Below are 16,697 nucleotides of genomic sequence, written 5' to 3' on the forward strand. Positions count from 1 at the left end.
TGTGGTGATTAGACCAGTATTTTGCTGCGATTTGCTGCGAATTCTCTATAATTGCACATCAAGCATGTTTTGGCAGACAACAACGTAACACAGGGAAGCAACTTTTTAGCTTTTTTCACGTTGCTAGAGTAAAACCTCAAATACAAGTGATATAACGTCAAGATGTCGACCGTTCAACGAATTTTACTGATCAATGGCCCGAACCTGAACCTATTAGGTTTACGCGAGCCGGGACATTACGGCCAGCAGTCACTGGCCCAGATAGTGACGCACTTAACTGCCAAAGCGACCGAGTTAGGCGTGACGCTAGACCATATCCAATCGAACGCGGAATACGAGATTATCGATGCGATCCACCAAGCCCATGGCAAAGTTGATTTCATCCTGATCAATCCTGCAGCTTATACCCACACCAGTGTCGCTATCCGTGACGCACTCTTGGGGGTCAGCATCCCGTTCATTGAAATACATCTGTCTAATGTTCATGCCCGGGAACCATTCCGCCATCACTCCTACCTGTCAGACAAAGCTGTCGGGGTGATCTGCGGCTTGGGCCCAGATGGTTATGAATTCGCCCTGCAAGCTGCGGTACGCCGTCTGCAAGCAGACGCCAACTGAACAAATAAGAGAAAGATAAATGGATATTCGTAAAATCAAGAAACTGATTGAGCTAGTTGAAGAGTCAGGTATTGCTGAGCTGGAAATTTCTGAAGGTGAAGAGTCAGTACGCATCAGTCGTGCCGTTGCACCTATCGCAGCACCAGCACAAATTGTAGCTGCACCAGTCGCCGCTCCGGCCGCTGCACCAGCCGCTGCTCCGGCTGCAGCACCAGTCGCCGAAGCCCCAGCAGCTCCTGCTGGCCATCAGGTTCTGTCGCCAATGGTAGGTAGCTTCTACCGTGCGCCGAGTCCTGATGCGAAACCATTTGTTGAAATCGGCCAGACTGTCAATGCCGGTGATACCCTGTGTATCGTCGAAGCGATGAAGATGATGAACCAGATCGAATCTGATAAAGCCGGTACTGTCGTCGCTATCCTGGCAGAAGACGGCGACGCCGTTGAATTTGACCAGCCGCTAGTTATCATCGAGTAACCGGGGCCTTTTATGCTAGATAAAATTGTTATTGCCAACCGAGGCGAGATTGCACTGCGTATCCTGCGCGCATGTAAAGAGCTCGGTATCAAGACGGTTGCGGTGCACTCCACTGCCGACCGCGATCTCAAGCACGTATTGCTGGCTGACGAAGCGATCTGTATTGGTCCAGCCAAGAGTACAGAAAGCTATCTGAACATCCCTCGCATCATCAGTGCAGCAGAAATTACCGGCTCGGTAGCGATCCATCCAGGCTACGGTTTCCTGTCTGAGAATGCTGATTTTGCCGAGCAGGTAGAACGCTCAGGCTTCATTTTCGTTGGCCCAAAAGCAGACACCATCCGCCTGATGGGCGACAAAGTGTCAGCGATCACCTCGATGAAAAAAGCCGGCGTTCCTTGTGTTCCAGGTTCTGACGGCCCACTCGATGACGACGAAGCCAAGAACAAAGCCTTTGCCAAGCGTATCGGCTACCCGGTGATCATCAAGGCATCGGGCGGCGGTGGTGGCCGTGGTATGCGTGTCGTTCGCAGTGAAGCTGATCTAATCGAAGCGATCGCGATGACCCGTGCCGAAGCGAAAGCGGCCTTCAACAACGATATGGTTTATATGGAGAAATTCCTGGAAAACCCACGCCATATCGAAGTACAGGTATTGGCCGACGGTCAAGGCGGTGCTATCCACCTGGGCGAACGTGACTGTTCAATGCAGCGCCGCCACCAGAAAGTAGTGGAAGAAGCGCCTGCGCCGGGTATCACCGAGGAAATGCGTAAGTACATCGGTGAACGCTGTACCCGTGCATGTATCGAAATCGGCTATCGCGGTGCAGGTACGTTCGAATTCCTGTACGAGAATGGCGAGTTCTATTTCATCGAAATGAACACCCGTATCCAGGTTGAGCACCCAGTGACCGAGATGGTAACCGGCATCGACCTGATCAAAGAGCAGCTACGCATTGCCGCAGGCCAGCCGCTGTCCTTCACCCAGGACGATATCAAGATCAAAGGCCATGCGGTTGAGTGCCGTATCAACGCCGAAGATCCTGTGCGTTTCCTACCTTGCCCAGGTAAGATCGACCGCTTCCATGCGCCAGGCGGCATGGGCGTACGTTGGGAATCGCACATCTACACTGGCTACAGCGTACCACCTTACTACGATTCAATGATCGGTAAGCTGATCACCTTCGGTGAAAACCGCGACGTGGCCATTGCCCGCATGAAAAATGCACTGGGCGAGATGATCATCGACGGTATCAAAACCAATGTTCCGCTGCAGCAGGAAATCATGGCTGACGAGAACTTCCAGCACGGTGGTGCCAATATCCACTACCTAGAGAAGAAACTCGGTCTCCAGTAAGGTCGAAATCTTCAAGTAAAAAGCTGCTTCGGCAGCTTTTTTTATCTCTTTGTACCGCTAATTTACTCGCTTCCTAGCGCTCCCTGCTAACTTTTGCCACAATACCCCCCTTAAATTTGTATGAAGAATGAGCGTGACGCCCGCCGTCTACCGCTCCTTTCCCGCACCTCAACCGGAAACAACACCATGAAAACGCTGTCTGCGCGCTATCGCCAGGCCCACAAAGAAGCCAAATGGGCCGTCGGCCTAGCCTTGGCCTATTTCGCCTGGTGGTATTTCTCGGCCTATGCCTTCGCCCCGACTGGCATAGACGAAGCACTGCCGACCCTGTACTGGGGATTCCCCCTGTGGTTTTTACTGGCCTGCATTATAGGCCCCATTCTGTTCACCGTGCTTTGTGGGCTGATGGTGAAATATATCTACCGCGACATGTCGCTCGAGATCGAACCGGAGGCCAGTGATGAATAGTCAATTGCTGATCCCGCTCGTGCTGTACCTGATGGCCGTATTCGGTCTAGCGCTTTACACCCGCCGCCATCGCGGCAATAGCAACGGCTTCCTCAATGAATACCTGGTCGGCAACCGCAGCATGGGCGGTTTCGTGCTGGCCATGACCCTGGCTGCCACCTATGCTAGCGCCAGTTCATTTATCGGTGGACCGGGTGCAGCCTATAAGATGGGCCTCGGCTGGGTGTTGCTGGCCATGATCCAGCTGCCGGCGGCTTGGTTGACCCTCGGGGTACTCGGTAAGAAGTTTGCCATCGAAGCCCGCCGCCACAACGCCCTGACGCTGAACGATATTCTCTACGCCCGTTATAAGCATCGCGGCGTCGTTATCTTCGCCTCGCTGGCACTACTACTGGCCTTTTTCGGTACCATGGTGGTGCAGTTTGTCGGCGGCGCGCGCCTGCTGCAAACCGTGACCGGGCTGTCTTACCAGCACGGCCTACTCCTGTTTGCCGTCACCGTCGGCCTCTATACCACCATCGGTGGTTTTCGCGCCGTCGTCATGACCGATACCGTCCAGGGGATCATGATGATCATCGGCACGATTGCCCTGCTGGTTGGTATTGTCCATGCCGGCGGCAGCATCGGCGAGATGATGGGTGAACTTCACCGTATTGATCCCGCACTGGTCACCCCTTTCGGCCCGGATAACTTTCTCAGCCAACCTTTTATGCTCAGTTTTTGGGTGCTGGTGTGTTTCGGGGTCATTGGCCTGCCCCATGCCGCAGTGCGCTGCATGTCCTATAAATCGACCGGATCCTTGCACAGAGGTATGGTGATCAGCACCGCCATGGTGGCCTTCCTGATGCTCGGTATGCACCTGGCCGGCGCTCTGGGCCGGGCCATCGTGCCGGATATTGCCAGCCCGGATCAGATCATGCCGACCCTGATGATGACCGTACTGCCTCCTGTGGTCGCAGGCGTGTTCCTTGCCGGGCCGATGGCAGCTATTATGTCGACCATCGACTCCCAGCTGATCCAGGCTTCTGCCACCCTGCTCAAGGACTTGTACCTTAACTACATCAACCCGAAAGCCGCCCAGGGGCCGGAAGCCGAAAGCCGCCTGCCGAAACTGTCGCTTTGGGTAACGGGTATTTTCTCGCTGTTGGTCTTCGTCGCTGCCACCAACCCGCCGGATATGATCATCTGGCTCAACCTGCTGGCCTTTGGCGGTATGCAGGCGGTGTTCCTGTGGCCGCTGGTGCTTGGCCTGTACTGGAAAAAGGCCTCGGCCACCGGCGCCTTCGCCTCGATGGTAAGCGGACTAGCCTGTTATATCGCCCTGTCGCTACTCAAGCCCGATTTAGGCGGTATCCATGCCATTGTACCAACCTTGGCAATTGGCCTTGTCAGCTTCGTCTTGGGGAGCCTTGCGCGGCCGGTTCCACAGCAGACCCTCCAACAGGTTTAAAACCGCCTTCAGATAGCACCTTCGGGTGCTATCTTTTTTTAAACTGTCTAAAAATCATGCTAGACTCCGCATCCTTGAATTTAGCTAACCAAAAAGCGAATTAACCATGCCTTGGATTCAAATCAAACTGAACGCGACGGCTGAAAATGCTGAAGCTATCGGCGATATGCTGATGGAAGAGACGGGCGCTGTCTCGGTTACCTTCCTTGATGCCCAGGACACTCCGGTATTCGAACCATTGCCGGGTGAAACCCGCCTGTGGGGTGATACGGATGTGATCGGCCTGTACGATGCAGAGACGGACATGAAATTTGTCCTGGAAATGCTAAAAAACAGCCCGCTGATTGCCGATGATTTTGCCCACAAAATCGAGCAGTTGGAAGACAAGGACTGGGAACGTGAATGGATGGATAACTTCCACCCGATGCGCTTTGGCCGTCGCCTGTGGATTTGCCCAAGCTGGCGTGAAGTCCCTGAGCCAGACGCGGTAAACGTAATGCTGGATCCAGGTCTGGCATTCGGTACCGGTACCCACCCAACCACCTCGCTTTGTCTTGAGTGGCTAGACGGTCAGGATCTGGCTGGCAAAACCATCATCGACTTCGGTTGTGGCTCGGGCATCTTGGCAATTGCCGCCCTGAAACTGGGTGCCAAGAAGGTGATCGGTATCGATATCGACCCTCAGGCTATCCAAGCTTCCCGTGACAATGCCGAGCGTAATGGCGTGGCCGAAAACCTTGAGCTATATCTGCCGCAAGACCAACCGGAAGGTATCTTGGCTGATGTCGTGGTTGCCAATATTTTGGCCGGACCACTGCGTGAGCTATCGCCGGTTATCAAGAGCCTGGTCAAAGACGGTGGCCTGCTGGCAATTTCAGGTGTACTGGAAAGCCAAGCGGAAGATGTCGCGACCTACTATGGCGACGAGCTTGAACTTGACCCAATAGCGGCCCGAGAAGAGTGGTGTCGCATCTCTGGACACAAAGCGTAATCGACTTTTTCCTCTTCGATAAACAGTCAATTGATTGAAAAAAGTACAGTTTTGAAAATCAAAACCTAAATGCTCAATTATTGGCCTTTTCAGAAGGGGAAAAAATGCGTAAAATGCGCGCCCTTACTGGCATAGTCAGGAATAGACGTTTGAAGATCGGTCCTTATCAACTTAACAACCAGCTGATAGTCGCGCCAATGGCAGGTGTGACCGATCGGCCTTTTCGCGAATTGTGCCTGCGCTACGGGGCAGGAATGGCTGTGAGCGAAATGATGTCGTCTAACCCAGACCTGTGGAAAACGTCCAAGTCCCAGAACCGCATGGTACATGAAGGCGAGTCAGGGATCCGCTCGGTGCAAATCGCCGGCGCTGATCCCAAACTGATGGCCGAGGCGGCTCAGTTCAGCGTTGAAAACGGTGCGCAAATCATCGATATCAACATGGGCTGTCCAGCCAAGAAGGTCAACAAGCGCTTGGCAGGCTCTGCCCTGCTGCAGTACCCCGAACTGATCGAAGATATTCTTCGAACGGTCGTCGACGCGGTCGATGTCCCGGTTACGCTGAAAACGCGTACCGGCTGGGATCTGGAAAACCGAAACTGTGTCGATATTGCCAAACGTGCCGAACAATGTGGCATTCAGGCCCTGGCCCTACACGGCCGGACTAAAACCTGTATGTACAAAGGCGAGGCAGAATACGATTACATCAAGACAGTGAAAGAAGCGATCTCGATTCCGGTGATTGCGAACGGTGACATCGACTCACCGGAAAAGGCACGCTTTGTACTGGATTACACCGGTGCCGATGGCTTGATGATAGGTCGCCCTGCACAGGGTCGACCGTGGATTTTCCAGGAAATCCACCATTACTTAACAACTGGCGAACACCTGCCGGCTCCATCATTTGATGAAGTTGGTAGCATCATGCTAGGCCACATTCAGGAGCTTCACCGTTTTTACGGCGAGTACCTGGGCTTGCGTATCGCGCGCAAGCATGTGGGCTGGTATTTGAAAGAGCATGCCCCAGCAGGTGATTTCCGCCGGACCTTCAACGCACTCGAGGATGCCCAACAGCAACTCGATGCGCTGCAAGGCTACTTCGACAACGTTGCATAAATACGAGAAGAGCTTACAGAATATGTTCGAACAAAATCTGACTTCCGAAGCATTGACAGTAACTACTGTTACTTCACAGGACCAAATCACACAGAAGCCACTTCGTGACTCTGTTAAGGCGTCGCTGAAAAACTACCTGGCTCAACTAAACGGTCAGGAAGTCGATGATCTGTACGAGCTAGTGCTTGCTGAAGTTGAGCAGCCACTACTGGACACCATCATGCAGTACACTCGTGGTAACCAAACCCGCGCGGCAACCATGATGGGTATCAACCGCGGTACTCTTCGCAAGAAACTGAAAAAATACGGCATGAACTAAGCCACTTTCAGTTATCTCTGATTGTTAAAAGCCCAAACCAGGCAACTGGTTTGGGCTTTTTGTTTATCAATCACATGGAAAGAGGCATCCACTCACGCATACCATTATTTGCCTTCTCAAAAATAAGACCTACCACTATGTAGGGTGAACCATACTGCTTGTTCGTACGTTAGATGCTTAGATATAACCACAACGAGGCTGCAGCAATGAATCATATACTCCGTACATTTAATCGCTCTTTGGCTGTCATTGTGCTTTTCTTTTCCGGTCTTGCCTTGGCAAGCCACCACGAAAAAAGCGAAATGGAAAAGAATCTCGTCCAGGTCGCTGCCAACAATGACGATTTCCAAACACTGGTGATGGCCATCAAGGCTGCTGATTTGGTCGATACATTGGAAGGGAAAGGACCGTTTACCGTGCTGGCCCCCACAGATGACGCGTTTGCCAAGCTTCCCGAAGGCGCACTCGCCGAATTGTTGAAACCGGAGAACAAAGAAAAATTACAAGCGATACTGACTTACCACGTATTGCCGGGAGCGCTTTCTTCAGAAGAAGTTATGAAGCTTAAGCTGCCAGAAACGATACAGGGCGGCACGGTTGTAATTGAAACCGATGACGATGGAAAAGTAACCATCAACGGTGCAAACGTCATTTTGGCAGATGTGCCAGCCAGCAATGGGGTGATCCATGTCATCGACACGGTGCTGATCCCAAAAGAGAAAGAAAAAGAATAATCAATAGCTAACAGTTCCGGCTAAAAAGCACAGCGCTCCACCACTGGTGAAGCGCTGTCAGCTAGAGATAATCACACAGGTAAGCAGTAGGCTCAGAAACCTTCACCTCAAACGAGGAATCACCCGGGACTTCAAAATCATCACCGGCATAATAAGTTTCCCACTCGATATGACCAGGCAACTTCACTGTCAGGGCGCCCTTAACCACACTCATCCGCTCTGGAGCAGCCGTACCGAAGGTATATTCCCCCGGCGCCATGACCCCCACGCTGGCACGCTCGCCAGAAGTCTCAAATCCCAGGGATTTTACCTGGCCATCAAAATACTCATTTACTTTCAACATGACTTTCCCTATCAATAACAAGGTGATACTTCGACGCTACCACAACTTGACGGCCTGCCCAATATAATTGATCGATTCATTGCTGATTTCAGGCTATTGCCCGGTACAAGCCGCTCGCCCGCTGCAGCACCGATTGTCACTTTTCTCCTCGGCCATGGTATCTTCATCACCCAAGGCCTCGAGGATAGAGCAATGGCTGGCATCGTCATCAATATGGCCGCAACAAGCATCGTTGATTTTCTTGAGGGCGTTGCGGATCCTCGCCAGCTCTGCCATCTTGCGATCCACTTCATCCAGCTTGGCCTGAGTGATCGCTTTCACTTCAGCGCAACTGTGCTGGCTGGCTTCAAGGCGGATATCCAGTAGCTCCCTGATCTCATCGAGGCTAAGACCAATGGCCTTAGCACGGAGGATAAAATGGATCCGCGACAAATCATCTTCGCTATAGAGCCGGTAACCACTCTCGCTGCGCCCAGACGGTACCAGCAAGCCATTTTTCTCATAAAACCGCAACGTGTCGCTGCTAACACCACAATGCTTAGCCAGCTGACCAATCAAGTACATACCGCCCTACCCTTCAGTGATCCACAAACAACGAAAAGCAAACGTTTGCGTAGCGGTGGAATTAATGTAAAATATGCCACGTTGATCACAACACCCCAACGACAGCACAGTTTGTATCTTCGATTCTAGCCGAGGGTCTTTACCAAAAGCCAGCCCATCGCTCCTGGCTTTTGGCAAATAGTCCTCCGTGTTTATAAAGAGATGGTAGCAATGGAAAACGCTCGTCCTATCCGCCGTGCGCTAATTAGCGTGTCAGACAAAACTGGTATTGTTGAGTTCGCCCAGGCGCTTGCCGATCGTGGCGTCGATATCCTCTCCACAGGTGGCACAGCCCGCCTTCTTGCCGAGCAGGGTATCCAGGTCACCGAAGTGTCCGATCACACGGGCTTCCCCGAAATGATGGATGGGCGCGTTAAGACCCTGCACCCGAAAATCCATGGTGGTGTCCTAGGCCGTCGCGGCACTGACGATGCTGTCATGAACGAACATGGCATTGCCCCTATCGATATGGTGGTGGTAAACCTGTACCCGTTCGCGGCAACGGTTGCTAACCCAGACTGCACATTGGAAGATGCTGTCGAGAACATCGATATTGGCGGCCCGACCATGGTGCGCTCTGCAGCCAAGAACCACAAAGACGTGGCCATTATTGTTAATGCCCACGACTACGACCGCGTACTGACCGAAATGGCCACTAACGATGGTTCACTGAACCATGCAACCCGCTTCGATCTGGCTATCGCTGCATTCGAACACACTGCCGCCTACGACGGCATGATCGCCAACTACTTCGGTACTATGGTGCCATCTTACGGCGACAACAAAGAAGGCGATGAGGAGTCTAAATTCCCACGCACCTTCAACCAGCAGTTCGAAAAGAAGCAGGACATGCGCTACGGTGAGAACAGCCACCAAGCCGCCGCATTCTACGTTGAAAGCAACCCGGAAGAAGCGTCTGTATCAACAGCTCGCCAGATCCAAGGCAAGGCCCTGTCATACAACAACATCGCAGATACCGATGCAGCGCTTGAGTGTGTGAAAGAGTTTGATGAACCAGCCTGTGTGATCGTTAAACACGCTAACCCTTGTGGTGTTGCGCTGGGTAAAGACACCCTAGAAGCCTATGACCGCGCTTTCAAAACAGACCCAACGTCAGCATTTGGCGGTATCATCGCATTCAACCGCGAACTCGATGCAGCAACAGCTACAGCAATTACAGAACGTCAATTTGTTGAGGTTATCATTGCACCTTCTGTTTCCGCTGAAGCCGTTGAAATCGTTGCCGCTAAGAAAAACCTTCGCCTGCTAGAGTGCGGTGAGTGGTCAACGAAGACGACAGGCTTTGACGTCAAGCGTGTTAACGGCGGCCTGCTGGTTCAAGACCGTGACCAAGGCATGGTATCTGCAGACGACCTGAAAGTTGTCTCTAAGCGCCAGCCAACAGAAGAAGAACTGAAAGATGCACTGTTCTGCTGGAAAGTCGCTAAGTACGTAAAATCAAACGCGATTGTTTACTCGAAAGGTGACATGACTATCGGCGTGGGTGCGGGCCAAATGAGCCGCGTTTACTCAGCGAAAATCGCCGGAATCAAAGCCGCTGACGAAGGCCTTCAGGTTGAAGGCTGTGTCATGGCATCGGATGCCTTCTTCCCGTTCCGCGATGGCATTGATGCTGCCGCTGAAGCCGGCATTAAATGTGTTATCCAGCCAGGCGGCTCGATGCGCGACCAAGAAGTCATTGATGCTGCCGACGAGCACGGCATGGCGATGATCTTTACTGGCATGCGCCACTTCCGCCACTAATCTTACTCTTCATATTTGGCACTGTGGCGTCGTTAACTGCTTTCGCCACAGCACCAACTATTTTGAGTAAACAATATTTACGGATTTTCATTTCAGATACGAGAGTATTTGAAATGCGTTAGAGCAAGTCAGTGGCTTTAGTTCAAGGAAAAAGCGCCCTTTTGTTTATAACAACTGTATAAGTATAAATGAGCACTTTTGACACAGGAATAAAGTCACTGACGCCGCTATAAGGATTTTGAAGATGAATGTATTGATTATTGGCGCCGGCGGCCGTGAACATGCGCTGGGCTGGAAAGCCGCGCAAAACCCAAATGTTGACACGGTCTTCGTTGCCCCTGGTAATGCGGGTACCGCACTTGAGCCTAAGCTAGAAAACATCAATATCGGCGTTGAAGACATCGCTGGTTTAGTCGCTTTTGCTCAAGAGAAAAACATTGAGCTAACGATTGTTGGCCCTGAAGCACCACTTGTCATTGGTGTCGTTGATGCTTTCCGCGAGGCTGGCCTACCGATCTTTGGCCCAACTCAAGCCGCCGCGCAGCTTGAAGGCTCTAAAGCATTCACTAAAGACTTCCTGGCCCGTCATCAGATCCCAACGGGTTCTTATGCTAACTTCACTGAGATTGAGCCTGCGCTGGCTTACGTTCGTGAGCAAGGCGCACCAATTGTTGTCAAAGCTGACGGCCTGGCTGCGGGTAAAGGCGTTATCGTTGCAATGACTCTTGAAGAAGCCGAAGATGCTATCAAAGACATGCTCGCAGGCAATGCTTTTGGCGAAGCCGGCAGCCGCGTGGTGATCGAAGAGTTCCTTGAAGGTGAAGAAGCAAGCTTCATCGTAATGGTTGATGGCGCTAGCGTTCTGCCAATGGCCACCAGCCAAGACCACAAACGTGTTGGCGACAAAGATACAGGCCCTAACACCGGTGGTATGGGGGCTTACTCACCAGCGCCAGTGGTTACCCCTGAGATCCACAACCGCATCCTTGAAGAAGTGATCTACCCGACGGTACGCGGTATGGATGCCGAAGGCGCGCCTTACACTGGTTTCCTATACGCTGGGCTTATGATCGATGCTGACGGTACGCCAAAAGTCATTGAATATAACTGCCGCTTTGGCGACCCTGAAACCCAGCCTATCATGATGCGCATGGAATCAGATCTGGTTGAGCTTTGCCTGATGGCTATCGATGAGAAGCTTGATGAAGCGGAATCAAAGTGGGATCCGCGCGCCTCAATCGGTGTGGTACTGGCTGCTGGCGGCTACCCAGCAAGCTATGGCAAAGGTGATGTGATCAGCCTACCTACCAGCGAAGTTGAAGGTCAGAAGATCTTCCACGCAGGGACGGCAAATAACGACACTGGCGATGTGGTAACTAACGGTGGTCGTGTTCTTTGTGCAACAGCACTTGGCAATACGGTTTCTGAAGCTCAGGAGCGTGCTTACGCACTGACTAAACAAGTTAGCTGGAACGGTATGTTCCACCGCAACGACATCGGCTACCGTGCCATTGAGCGCGAGCAACAAGACGCCTAATCGCAGCGACGTCACCAGTAAGTAATCAAAAAACGCGCCAAGGCGCGTTTTTTGATTTCTATCGATCCACCATGCCAGCGTGATACCAGCCTGGCTGGCGGTATCAGTTTGTCAGCAGCACGGGCGCTGTCAGGCAGGCTGGCTGGGTTTCGGTAAGCATCAGTAAGGTCTTAGCAGTCAGGGTACCGCGACGGATTTGGCCAATAACCGCCATATAACCGGATTGCTGGCTCTCCAGCAGTTGCTGCTGCGCATAATCAGGTAATTCGGGGGAGAAGTTCACTTTCAGCTGGCGCTCGTCTCCGCAGCGGTAGAACAGCCCCTGCTGCCAGAACCCTTGCACCAAGGATTGATCATCCTTTCGCTGCTGCTTGACCACATTGGTACCGTGCTTGGCTTCTTGGACCAGTTGCTGCAGTTGATCTTCGCTCAGCGGGATCAAATCATCGCCGAAGGTATAGCGCTGGAAAACCGCATTGCCCAAGGTATCGTAGCGAACATGCAGGGAGAAAGGTTTGATTTGCTGCTCGTCGAGCTGGGTCCCTTCACGTTTGATTTCACGAAGTTTGCCATCCCGCCAGCGGTAGTCGGTGCGGTAGTCACCATAGTCACCGGACATCACCCGTTCGGCAAGGCTAACAGGGCGGTTTTGCTGCGAGGTAAACCAATAAATTGACGTGCTATCACCGAGGCTCTGGCCACCGGTATGAGTCAACACTGGCGTAATATTATTTTCAGGGACTGTCGGGTTGGAGGCACATCCCGCCAATAGCGAGAGGGTAAGAAAAGTCAGTAATCGCTTCATGGAAAAACTCCGCCAGATAGATACCTGGCGGAGTATAGATTATTTCACTGAGTCTTTCAGTGCTTTACCTGCAACGAAAGCAGGTACGTTTGCTGCAGCGATCTGGATTTCCTGACCCGTTTGTGGGTTACGGCCAGTACGCGCGGCACGGTGGTTCACTTTGAAAGTACCAAAGCCGATTAGTTGAACCTGGTCACCTTCTTTAAGCGCGTCAGTAATACCGTCTAGAGTTGATTCTAGGGCAACTTTAGCTTGAGCTTTAGAAAGATCTGCTTTTTCAGCGATCAGGTCAATCAGTTGGGTCTTGTTCATTAGGTTTCCCTTCTAAGGTTTTTTCTTAAGACGCATCAACTCTAATTCAAAAGAAGCCCGTGTGGCAAAGGTTTGTCAGCCTTCATGTGGTTAGGTGCGGGCTCTTTAACCACAAACTGAGCGCAAGTTCACAAAATGTTACCAATATGCTGGCTGAAATAGTTGTATTTATTCGCTTCAACACCGATTAATATAGGCGTTATCCGTTAATTGTTACTAAGGTAAGCATGATACTCCTTACGATTTACATCGCTGTTGCGATTGGTGTTTCGTTTATTTGTTCAGTACTGGAAGCTGTTCTCCTCAGCATCTCCCCTAGCTATATTGGTACCCTGCGCCAGCAAGGTCACCCTGCGGCCGATCGCCTCGCGGCCCTAAAAGACAATATCGACCGCCCACTGGCTTCGATCCTGACCCTCAATACCATTGCTCACACCATCGGTGCGGCAACGGCCGGTGCTCAGGCAGCCGTGGTATTCGGTAGCCAATGGCTGGGAGTATTCTCCGGCGTGCTGACAATTGGTATTTTGCTTTTCTCCGAAATCATTCCGAAAACGATCGGTGCAACCTACTGGCGCCAGCTAGCGCCTGCATCGGCATCGACCCTACGCTGGATGGTCTGGGCCTTGACACCGTTTGTTTGGGTCTCAGAGCAAATCACCCGACGCCTATCCCGCGGCCATCAAGCACCAAAACTCCGTGACGAGCTATCGGCAATGGCAATGCTGGCGATAGAGTCCGGCGAACTGGCTGAAGGCGAGTCAAAAATCATGACTAACCTGCTCCAGTTCCGCGATGTCAGTGTCACCAAGATCATGACACCACGTCCGGTGTTGTTCCGGATTGATGCCGAACAACCGATCAACGAGTTCCTGTCCCAGCATAAAGACAGCCCGTTCTCGCGTCCGCTGGTCTACAGCGAGCAGAAAGACAACATCCTAGGCTTTGTCCACCGCCTTGAGCTGTTTGCCGAAAGTCAGGCTGGCCGTGGCCAGAAAGAGCTAGGAACCCTGATGCGCCCGCTGCCGGTCATCATGAACAATTCCAGCGTGCCAAAAGCCTTCGAGCAGCTGATGAAAGAGCGCTCCCAGCTAGTCTTGGTTGTGGATGAGTATGGAACCGTCCAAGGTCTGGTGACCATGGAAGACATCTTCGAGCACCTTGTCGGTGAAGAGATTGTCGATGAAGCCGACAAGAATACCGACATGCAGCAGCTGGCCTACCAGCGCTGGGAAAAATGGAAGAAAACCCACGGGGTTATCGAAAGCAAAGACGACGAGTAATCACGTTGTCGAAGTAAAAGGGGCCTAGTGGCCCCTTTTTCATTTCACTGCCTCACCAGGAGGTAAACTCGCGGCATTACGGCTGCAACGCGACGTCTGTGCCTGCTCGGGTCAATCGGCTCACCACCCAGCCCAAGGCAATAACAGCCACACTGGGGATCACCCATCCGGCGTAGTCGCTGTACAGCGGTAAGTACTGTGCCAACCAAGCATCAGCCCCTGCCGGCATGTTGCCTAGGATATGTACGGCATCCACGCCACCAAAACCTAGTGCTGTGACCACAGCGGCCATCACGGCCCTTGTCGTTAACTGACGGCGCACAGGCGCAATCAGCAGCAGGGCTATGGCTACCGGGTGCAACGCGACCACAACCGGCAAGGTGATCGCCAATAGCTGATCTAAACCAAGATTGGCCACCAGCCCAGCCACCAACATCGTCACCCAAACACTGCGCTTGTAGGTAACCGGCTGAAACGTCCGGCTATAGAACTCGCTGCCTGCGGTCGTCACCCCAATTGCGGTTGTCAAACAGGCTAATATCATTACTGAGCCAAGCAACACGCTGCCCAAGGTACCGAAATGGGCCAAGGTAAAGGCGGTTAGGATCTCGCCGCCATTGCTGAACGAAGAGCCCAGATTGGCACTGGTCGAACCGATATAGGCCAATGACAGGTACACCAAGGCCATAGCAACAGCATACATCAGTGCCGCTATCAAGGTGTATTTCGCGGTGGCCTTCGGGCACTCCACCCCCATCTCACGGATAGCGCGGAAAATGATCCAGCCAAAGCCAATCGAGCCCAGCGCATCCATAGTCATGTAGCCCTGGGTCAGGCCCTCGGCAAAAGCTTTGTTCTGATAGGGGCCTGAAGCCGCCAGTATCTCACCGCCCGGCGAGATGAAAGCCGTCACTGCCAGCACCGACAGGATCACCACCAGCATCGGGGTCAGCCACTTACCCAAGGTATCGATCAACTTGCCGGGATACAGGGCAAACAAGATAGCGGCAAGACAGAAAAAAGCGGTGAATGGCAACAGCGCAGCGTCACCGATGAATGGGGCGAAACTGAACTGGTAGGCAACAGTGATCGCTCGCGGGATCACGAACGCCGGGCCGATCACGATAAAGACCATGACCCAAAAGCTTGTTGCAACAGGCTTGGGCAGTGCAGCAGTCAGATTGTCTGAGCCCTTGACCAAGGCCACCATCACCAACGCCAGTGCTGGCAGGCCAACCCCGGTCAACAAGAACCCGGCCATACCGGAAGCAAAATGTTCACCCGCCTGTAAGCCTAGGAATGGAGGGAAGATCAGGTTGCCAGCACCCAGGTACATGGCGAAAGTCATAAAGCCCAAAGCAGCGATATTGCGTGCACTTAACATAGTTATCCTCTACCGCGTCGGCTGAAGGAAACTAAGGGGGAATTCGGGAGAGAATATTGACCTGTCAGCTTCGCTTCAAGCTGACAGGAAAATTAGGTACGGCCTGTCAGCCCCGGATAAGACCCAGAGAGAGCAGGAGGAGCAGGCTAGCAGCAACGGCTTTGAAACCCTTGCAGTAAGCAGCATTATTCATGGCTGTTACAGGCATAACTCGTCCTAACTGACAGGTAAATAAATTGGAAAACCTCGAGTTTTCCGCGACACCTTTGTTATAAACGGCAGCAGTCAGGCAACACAAGCAGAAAAATAAAATAAGTGCTATAGATTAAAGCCGAAGACATAAGCAGCATAAAAAACCAACCCTAAAGCCATATTGCCGCATTTAAAACTTTACACGCTCATTACATCCGCACATGCTCGCCCCTTCATTGGTTATTGCGCTCCAGTAACCACCTGACCGGCAGGCACAAAAAAGGGCCCTGATGGGCCCTTCATAATCGAGTTTGATTAACTACAGCTCGATACCGATATTGCTGACAGGCTCGTCACGCAACTCTTGGCGTAGGTCTTTGATCAATTCGATGTCGCGGCGCTCAGCTTCTTTCAGCGCGCGGAAAATCGCCCACTGCATGTCCCACTCGGCACATACCGCTTCGTTTTCTTTTTGGTTCTCGTTGGTGATTTCGATACCCGCCTGCGCAAACTCAAGATCTGCAACCGTTTCTGCTGACAGAGAACTCAGTTTGGCCAGTGTTTCAAGCATCAGATCACGATCAAGCATAGCATGAAGCAGATCAGCCAGAGCGGCACAGGCATCAATCGCAGGATTTACGGCATACAGATCAAAGTCTTCAGCGTTAGGTACCAGCTCTTCAAGCTTCTCAAGTTGCTTTTCGAAGTTAATCTTGGCTGTTTTTACTGTCAAAATTTCCCAGATGCTGTCCAGAATCGAACGGTATTTCTGCTCATCCGCGAACTCCGTTTGCTGACAGAAGAACGCATAGTTGGGGTACATTCGTTCACACAGTGACACCATAAAGGTAATGTGTTGCCATGGTTCTAATTTTTCTAAACGGAGCTGAACTGGATTCTTTAGCATGGGATAATCCGCAATTGTGATTTGACCCGGATCTTACTTGT

Annotated in this window: 18 protein-coding genes; 12 read left to right on the forward strand and 6 right to left on the reverse strand. The window is 52.2% G+C overall.

The features are described from left to right. Window positions 1-162 precede the first annotated feature (162 nt). The 9 genes from aroQ (at window position 163) to L4D79_RS25275 (ending at window position 7,526) form a co-directional block, all read left to right on the forward strand. On the forward strand, window positions 163-618 hold the full coding sequence (gene aroQ, locus L4D79_RS25235) for a type II 3-dehydroquinate dehydratase (protein WP_428655639.1): 456 nt from the start codon (window positions 163-165) through the stop codon (window positions 616-618). Between the two features lie 19 nt (window positions 619-637). Further along, window positions 638-1,093, forward strand: a complete 456-nt coding sequence (accB, locus tag L4D79_RS25240; RefSeq protein ID WP_428655641.1) for an acetyl-CoA carboxylase biotin carboxyl carrier protein — start codon at window positions 638-640, stop codon at window positions 1,091-1,093. 12 nt (window positions 1,094-1,105) lie between these two features. Beyond that, window positions 1,106-2,449: an acetyl-CoA carboxylase biotin carboxylase subunit gene (accC, locus tag L4D79_RS25245; protein WP_428655643.1), complete on the forward strand. Its 1,344-nt coding sequence runs from the start codon at window positions 1,106-1,108 to the stop codon at window positions 2,447-2,449. A 186-nt stretch (window positions 2,450-2,635) separates the two neighbouring features. Then, complete coding sequence (locus tag L4D79_RS25250; RefSeq protein WP_428655645.1) at window positions 2,636-2,917, forward strand: YhdT family protein; 282 nt, start codon at window positions 2,636-2,638, stop codon at window positions 2,915-2,917. Next, window positions 2,910-4,367, forward strand: coding sequence for a sodium/pantothenate symporter (panF, locus tag L4D79_RS25255; RefSeq protein ID WP_428655647.1), 1,458 nt, complete (start codon window positions 2,910-2,912; stop codon window positions 4,365-4,367). The genes L4D79_RS25250 and panF overlap by 8 nt, the downstream gene beginning before the upstream one ends. 106 nt (window positions 4,368-4,473) lie before the next feature. Then, complete coding sequence (gene prmA / locus L4D79_RS25260) at window positions 4,474-5,358, forward strand: 50S ribosomal protein L11 methyltransferase (protein ID WP_428655649.1); 885 nt, start codon at window positions 4,474-4,476, stop codon at window positions 5,356-5,358. Between the two features lie 149 nt (window positions 5,359-5,507). Continuing rightward, window positions 5,508-6,473, forward strand: a complete 966-nt coding sequence (gene dusB / locus L4D79_RS25265) for a tRNA dihydrouridine synthase DusB (RefSeq protein ID WP_428655702.1) — start codon at window positions 5,508-5,510, stop codon at window positions 6,471-6,473. A 22-nt stretch (window positions 6,474-6,495) separates the two neighbouring features. Then, entirely contained in the window at window positions 6,496-6,792 is a 297-nt protein-coding gene (gene fis / locus L4D79_RS25270; protein WP_005372656.1) for a DNA-binding transcriptional regulator Fis, read from the forward strand. 206 nt (window positions 6,793-6,998) lie between these two features. Continuing rightward, a complete protein-coding gene (locus L4D79_RS25275; RefSeq protein WP_428655651.1) occupies window positions 6,999-7,526 on the forward strand; it encodes a fasciclin domain-containing protein in 528 nt (175 codons plus the stop codon). A 61-nt stretch (window positions 7,527-7,587) separates the two neighbouring features. Here L4D79_RS25275 and ppnP read toward each other — a convergent pair whose 3' ends face one another. Together ppnP and zntR are read right to left on the reverse strand one after the other, a co-directional pair. Then, window positions 7,588-7,869, reverse strand: a complete 282-nt coding sequence (gene ppnP, locus L4D79_RS25280; protein WP_428655653.1) for a pyrimidine/purine nucleoside phosphorylase — start codon at window positions 7,867-7,869, stop codon at window positions 7,588-7,590. A 93-nt stretch (window positions 7,870-7,962) separates the two neighbouring features. Then, entirely contained in the window at window positions 7,963-8,433 is a 471-nt protein-coding gene (gene zntR, locus L4D79_RS25285) for a Zn(2+)-responsive transcriptional regulator (RefSeq protein WP_428655655.1), read from the reverse strand. 210 nt (window positions 8,434-8,643) lie between these two features. On the opposite strand from zntR, the gene purH reads away from it, so the two are divergent. Together purH and purD are read left to right on the forward strand one after the other, a co-directional pair. Further along, window positions 8,644-10,236, forward strand: a complete 1,593-nt coding sequence (purH, locus tag L4D79_RS25290) for a bifunctional phosphoribosylaminoimidazolecarboxamide formyltransferase/IMP cyclohydrolase (RefSeq protein WP_428655658.1) — start codon at window positions 8,644-8,646, stop codon at window positions 10,234-10,236. Window positions 10,237-10,480: 244 nt separating this feature from the next. Next, window positions 10,481-11,773, forward strand: a complete 1,293-nt coding sequence (gene purD, locus L4D79_RS25295; protein WP_428655660.1) for a phosphoribosylamine--glycine ligase — start codon at window positions 10,481-10,483, stop codon at window positions 11,771-11,773. A 103-nt stretch (window positions 11,774-11,876) separates the two neighbouring features. Here purD and L4D79_RS25300 read toward each other — a convergent pair whose 3' ends face one another. Both L4D79_RS25300 and hupA read right to left on the reverse strand, forming a co-directional pair. After that, window positions 11,877-12,578: a DUF1481 domain-containing protein gene (locus L4D79_RS25300; protein ID WP_428655662.1), complete on the reverse strand. Its 702-nt coding sequence runs from the start codon at window positions 12,576-12,578 to the stop codon at window positions 11,877-11,879. Window positions 12,579-12,617: 39 nt separating this feature from the next. Further along, window positions 12,618-12,890 carry a nucleoid-associated protein HU-alpha gene (gene hupA / locus L4D79_RS25305; protein ID WP_039458747.1) on the reverse strand — a complete coding sequence of 91 codons (273 nt, stop codon included), beginning with the start codon at window positions 12,888-12,890 and terminating at the stop codon, window positions 12,618-12,620. 227 nt (window positions 12,891-13,117) lie between these two features. Here hupA and L4D79_RS25310 point away from each other — a divergent pair, with 227 nt between their 5' ends. Next, a complete protein-coding gene (locus L4D79_RS25310; protein WP_428655664.1) occupies window positions 13,118-14,173 on the forward strand; it encodes a CNNM domain-containing protein in 1,056 nt (351 codons plus the stop codon). Between the two features lie 76 nt (window positions 14,174-14,249). Here the strand turns inward: L4D79_RS25310 and brnQ are convergent, their stop codons facing one another. Then, entirely contained in the window at window positions 14,250-15,557 is a 1,308-nt protein-coding gene (brnQ, locus tag L4D79_RS25315; protein WP_428655666.1) for a branched-chain amino acid transport system II carrier protein, read from the reverse strand. 511 nt (window positions 15,558-16,068) lie between these two features. Continuing rightward, on the reverse strand, window positions 16,069-16,656 hold the full coding sequence (locus tag L4D79_RS25320) for a YjaG family protein (protein WP_428655668.1): 588 nt from the start codon (window positions 16,654-16,656) through the stop codon (window positions 16,069-16,071). Window positions 16,657-16,697 lie beyond the last annotated feature (41 nt).

This window comes from Photobacterium satsumensis, from assembly GCF_050336935.1.
Lineage (GTDB): Bacteria > Pseudomonadota > Gammaproteobacteria > Enterobacterales > Vibrionaceae > Photobacterium > Photobacterium satsumensis.